Here is a 5,546-nt window from a genome sequence, read left to right as displayed (position 1 = left end):
CGAGCCCGAGAAGAAGTCGTGGTTCTCGTCGGCATTGGGCGACAGCGCCGACAGGATCGCCGGGTTCACATCGCACTCGTCCTTGGGGAACAGACCCTCGTAGCCGAGGTTCATCAGCGCCTTGTTGGCGTTGTAGCGCAGGAACTTCTTGACGTCCTCGGTCAGGCCGACCTCGTCGTAGAGGTCCTGGGTGTACTCGACCTCGTTCTCGTACAACTCGAACAGCAGCTCGAAGGTGTAGGACTTGAGCTCGTCCTGCTCGGCCTGGGAGACCTGCTCCAGCCCCTTCTGGTACTTGTAGCCGATGTAGTACCCGTGGACGGCCTCGTCGCGGATGATGAGGCGGATCAGGTCCGCGGTGTTGGTGAGCTTGGCCCGCGAGGACCAGTACATGGGCAGGTAGAAGCCGGAGTAGAACAGGAAGCTCTCCAGCAGGGTGGAGGCCACCTTGCGCTTGAGCGGATCGTCGCCCTGGTAGTAGTCCATGACGATCTGCGCCTTGCGCTGGAGATTGGGGTTCTCCTCCGACCAGCGGAAGGCGTCGTCGATCTCGCGGGTGGAGCACAGCGTGGAGAAGATGGAGCTGTAGCTCTTGGCGTGCACCGACTCCATGAAGGCGATATTGGTGAGCACCGCCTCCTCGTGCGGGGTGAGCGCGTCCGGGATGAGGCTCACCGCGCCGACCGTGCCCTGGATGGTGTCGAGCAGGGTGAGGCCGGTGAAGACCCGCATGGTCAGCTGCTTCTCGTGGGGGGTCAGCGTGTTCCACGACGGAATGTCATTGGAGACGGGTACCTTCTCGGGCAGCCAGAAGTTGCCCGTCAGCCGGTCCCAGACCTCCGCGTCCTTTTCGTCGGGTACGCGGTTCCAGTTGATCGCCGACACCCGATCGATCACTTTGGTCACACGCATCGTCGTATGCGTCTCAGAGGTCACGCCCGTTCACTCACCCTTCCCAGCTCACCGGATTCTCTTGCCCTGGACACTACTACTAGTGGCGGACAAAGTTTTACAACACAAGGTGTTGTGTCGTTCGGTGTCCTGGGGCGATGGCCGAGCGGCCAGCGAAAAGGTGGGCGGAGACACCCCGCGCGGCGCGGACGCGCCGCCGTGCACTCTGTCACAGCACCTTCGGGCGGCTATCGGCGGGGACCGCCCGAAGGTTTGCCGATCGAGTGCCGACGCTCAGATGCCCACGACACTCAGATACCCAGCACCAGCTTGGCGGTCGTGAAGTAGATGATCAGCCCGGTGGCGTCGACCAGGGTGGTGACCATGGGGGCCGAGATCACCGCCGGATCGATGCGCAGCTTCTTGGCCAGCAGCGGCATGGTGCCGCCGATGGTGGCCGCCCACGCGCAGATGAGCACCAGCGTAATCCCCACCACCGCGGCGATTTCCATGCCGACGAACAATCCGCCGATCACCACACCGATCAACGCCAGCATGGTGCCCAGCAGCAGGCCCACCCGGCATTCGCGCCACACCACCCGGAACAGATCCGAGCCGCGCACCTCGCCCACCGCCACGGCGCGCACACAGGAGGTGGCGGCCTGCGCGCCGGCATTGCCGCCCGCGCCGATGATCAGCGGAATGAACAGGGCCAGATGCGCGGCCTGTTCGAGGGTGCCCTCGAACAGGTCGGTGACCGAGACCGTCAGGGTGGCCGCCACCAGCAGCAGCGTCAACCACATGGCGCGGTAGCGCGCCAGCTGGAAGACACCCGCCGCCATGTAGTGCCCCTCCCACGGCGCGGCACCGGCCTGACGGGCCACATCCTCGGAGTCGGCGGCCTCGATGACCTCGATGGCGTCGTCGATGGTGAGCAGGCCGACGAGGCGGTCCTCGCTGTCCACCACCGGCAGGTTGATCAGGTTGGCCCCCTGCATGAGCCGGGCGGCCTTCTCCGCCGAATCGGTGGCGCGCACGAACACCGGTTCGGCCGCCACCAGATCGGCGATCATGGCGTCCGGGGAGGAGAGCACCAGATCGCGCAGTTCCACCACGCCGATGATGCGGCGGCCGCCGTCCACCACCGGGAGGGTGTAGACGGTCTCGGCGTTGCCGCCCTTGGTGCGCACCCACTGCAATGCCTGCACGACCGGCAGATTGCGCGGCAGCGCAACGACCTCCGGCGTCATGTAGTACCCGACGGAACCCTCCGGGTAGCCGAGCAGCTGCGCGGTCATGCGCCGTTCGCGCGGGCTGAGTCCGGCCAGCACCTTCTTGGCGACCTTGGCCGGAGCCTCGCGCAGCATGCGGGCGCGGTCGTCGGGATCCATCTCCTCGACCAGCTCCCGGAAGCGCTCGTCCCGCAGCCCGCTCAGAATCTGCTGCTGGTCAACGGGTTCCAGCTCCTCGAAGACATCGAGGGCACGGTCCTTGTCGAGCAGCCGGAACACCACCCCGGCGGTCACGGCGTCCATGCGGGCGAGTTCGTCGGCGATCACGTGCGGGGCGTGATCGTCCAGCCATTCCAGGGTGGGACCGACGTGATGCGGGTCGACGATATCGCGCAGCGGGACATAGGGCGCGCGGTCGTCATCGCGTGCGGAGACCGGCGGCTGCGCCGGAATATCGTGCGCAGCAACGCATTCGGACCCCGCTGCGCGATCGCGGAGAGTGCCCTGACGCTCGGGCGGCGCGCCCGCCGCCTCGTCCCGCGCATGTGCGTGGCCGGACTCCGCGCCACCTCGCTCGGGCAGGTCACCGCTACGATCGGACATCGCGGCCGCACGGTTGGGCAGCGCGCCGTCGCGATCGGACAGCGCACCGTCGCGGTCAGGCAGCGCACCGTCGCGATCGGGCAGCGCACCGTCGCGATCGGGCAGCGCACCGTCGCGGTCAGGCAGCGCACCGTCGCGGTCAGGCAGCGCACCGTCGCGATCGGGCAGCGCGGCCTCATGGCCGAGCCGCGCCGGATCGCGGTGGGTCGACACCGCGTCGCGGTTGGGCAGCGCCGACGCGCACGGGGGCGTCACCGCCTCGCGGTCGGTCAGCGGGGTGAATGCGGGCAACGTCGACGGAGCGACGTGCAGATCTGTCTGCGTCATGACGGAACCTCGGCCGTGCAGGCGAGTAAAGGGGGTGAACGAGGGCAAACACCTGGTTTCACACCGCGAGGCACCGACCCGGCCGCGGCAGTCCTACTGCCCTATCCGCGGAACGAGGGGACGGCGCCGCGCGGCCTTCGACTGGGGGGTTCGCTGCGCATGCAACCCACCTCCTCCATCATCGCCGTGCACCGTCAGGGATCACTCGCCAAATTGCGAGCGCAAAAATCATCCTCGTGCAGGATACAACCAACGGCCAAACCCGCCGAATCCACCGGCCACATGTGGGCAGCGACACGCCACCACAGCGGCCACCCTCGGTGCGCGCGGCGGGCACAGTGATGCGCTGGGGTGGAGGGGTGCGGTTGGAATCACTCACCATGGTGCGGCACGGCGGGAGCGTCGGGAATGCGACGGCGCGGGTGGCGCAGGCGGCGGGGGACGAGGAATTCGGTTCCGGGACAAGGGATGCGGACTCCACGCTGTCGGCGGTGGGGCGGGCGCAACCTAGCCGCTGGACGATCGATCAGGGGAATTCGTGGCAGCATCGCGCGAGGACCCGCCGCCACCAGTTCCCCGTCGCGGTCAGGTGTGGTGGTCGACGATGGCGCGGAGCAGGCGGATGAGGTGGCGTTGCTCTTCGCCGGTGAGGGGGGTCAGGAGTTCGGCTTGGGCGGTGCGGATGAGGGTGTCGAGTGTGTCGAGGTGGCGGCGGCCGGAGTCGGTGAGGTGCACCAGGTTTCGGCGGCGGTCGCGGGGGTCGGGGGCGCGTTCGATGTAGCCGCCGCGCTCCAGATCGGTGATGGCGGCGGTGACGTCACTGCGGTCGAGCCCGATGCGACGACCCAGATCGGCCTGACTGGTCGGCCCGGATTCGTCGAGCGCCGCCAGCAGCGAGAAGTGGTAGCGGTGTGCGATATCGGCGGAGCTCAGTCGTTCGCCGACGATCCGGTGCCCCTGAGCTGCGCTCTGTGCGAGCAGCCAGGTCGGCAGCGAGCGCAGTCGGCGCGGCGCGGTGCGGGGATCCACGATTTCAGCCTAGACCAGGGCTTGCATTGTTGGTCGAGCCAACATATATTCGTTGGCATCACCAACATTAATCCCTGACAGGATTGCCCGACACGAGGATTCGCCATGCACACGAACCGCCCCTTCCACTCCGATGCGACATCGACCCATGACACCGTTCATCGCCACGCGACCGTCGCAGTGCCCCACGCCGGCCCTCGACCGGCGCGCAGGTTGTCCGGGGCGATTCGGCGCGCCGCGCTGACCGGAACGTTCGCGCTGCTCGCGGCGGCCGCTACCGCGTGCACGGCGGGCGGCAACACGGCCCTGATGGATTCGGTCCGTGACGACGAGGCCGAGATCAGCCGGCTGGTCACCCGCCTCGGCGTGGCCCTGGACGAGCACGACTTCCAGGCCCTCCCCCAGCTGTTCACACCCGAGGCCACGGCCACCACTCCGGGCGGCACCGCCGTCGGCCGCGACAAGGTGATAGCGCAGGCCACGCGCAATCACACCGATTTCCCGAATCTTCAGCACATCGTCAGCGGTGTTCTGGTGGATGTGAACGGCGACCGCGCCGAGGTGCGTGCCAATCTGGTCGGCTATTTCGGCCGGGCCGACGATCCGGAACCGGTCCGCCGCATCGGCGGCGTCTACCGTTTCGGCGCGGTCCGCACCGAGGACGGCTGGCGTTTCGACGCCCTCACGGTCCGCCAGGTCTGGCGCATCGAACACGAGACCGCCGCCTGACGTCGCTGTCGGCCCGGATGCTCAGCGGACCAGACGGGCGAGTTGGCCGGTGTCGGCGCGGGATTCGGCGGTCGGATCGACCGACCCGATCTCCCATTCCGCGCCGTCCGGCCAGTCGGTGCCGGTCGGCGGTTGGGGGTCGTACTGGATGCCGCGGCGCACCCACTGGGCGCGGTCCTTGCCCACGAGCCGCTGCACCAGGTAGAGGGCCATGTCGATCCCCGCGGACACACCGGCGGCGGTGATGATGTCGCCGTCGTCGACGAACCGTTCATCGCGCCGCACGTCGATGGTCGGGTCCAGCTGCGCCAGCACGTCGAGCGACAGCCAGTGCGTGGTCGCCGGTCGCCCGTGCAGCAGTCCGGCGGCGGCCAGCACCAGCGATCCGGTGCACACGCTGGTGATGAGCGGAATCTTCTCCCGGAACCGCCGCACGCAGGCCAGTACGGCGTCGTCGCGCAGCATCCACCGGGTGCCCTTGCCCCCGGGGAACACCACGGCGTCCATGGGCGGCGCGTCGTCCAGGGCGTAGTCCGGAATCACCTTCAGCCCCTTGGCGCATTCCACGCTCTCCCCGTGCCGCGAGAAGGTGAACACCTCCCAGCCGTCCTCCGGACACATCGTGGTCCAGAAGGCGAGGACCTCCCAGGGCCCCGCGAAATCCAGCTCCTCGACACCGTTGAACAGCAGAATCCCAATTCGCCGCGTTCCATCGGTCACGGCAGAGATGGTGTC

Annotated in this window: 5 protein-coding genes; 1 reads left to right on the top strand and 4 read right to left on the bottom strand. The window is 68.1% G+C overall.

The genetic code is table 11. The features are described from left to right. From nrdF to QK444_RS31765, 3 genes are all read right to left on the bottom strand, one after another. The coding region (gene nrdF, locus QK444_RS31775) for a class 1b ribonucleoside-diphosphate reductase subunit beta (protein ID WP_282785764.1) at positions 1-912 on the bottom strand (912 nt) is incomplete at its 3' end. A 290-nt stretch (positions 913-1,202) separates the two neighbouring features. Further along, positions 1,203-3,053: a magnesium transporter gene (mgtE, locus tag QK444_RS31770; protein WP_282785763.1), complete on the bottom strand. Its 1,851-nt coding sequence runs from the start codon at positions 3,051-3,053 to the stop codon at positions 1,203-1,205. 585 nt (positions 3,054-3,638) lie between these two features. Next, complete coding sequence (locus tag QK444_RS31765; RefSeq protein ID WP_195147209.1) at positions 3,639-4,082, bottom strand: MarR family transcriptional regulator; 444 nt, start codon at positions 4,080-4,082, stop codon at positions 3,639-3,641. A 213-nt stretch (positions 4,083-4,295) separates the two neighbouring features. Here QK444_RS31765 and QK444_RS31760 point away from each other — a divergent pair, with 213 nt between their 5' ends. Further along, on the top strand, positions 4,296-4,811 hold the full coding sequence (locus tag QK444_RS31760; RefSeq protein WP_282785762.1) for a nuclear transport factor 2 family protein: 516 nt from the start codon (positions 4,296-4,298) through the stop codon (positions 4,809-4,811). A 21-nt stretch (positions 4,812-4,832) separates the two neighbouring features. Here the strand turns inward: QK444_RS31760 and QK444_RS31755 are convergent, their stop codons facing one another. Then, complete coding sequence (locus QK444_RS31755) at positions 4,833-5,540, bottom strand: DJ-1/PfpI family protein (protein ID WP_282785765.1); 708 nt, start codon at positions 5,538-5,540, stop codon at positions 4,833-4,835. Between the last annotated feature and the right edge of the window lie 6 nt (positions 5,541-5,546).

This window comes from Nocardia sp. CC201C (assembly GCF_030010695.1).
In the GTDB taxonomy this organism is placed as follows: Bacteria; Actinomycetota; Actinomycetes; order Mycobacteriales; family Mycobacteriaceae; genus Nocardia; species Nocardia otitidiscaviarum.
The sequence above is the reverse complement of the archived record's forward strand: the minus strand, read 5'-3'. Positions and strand labels throughout refer to the sequence as shown.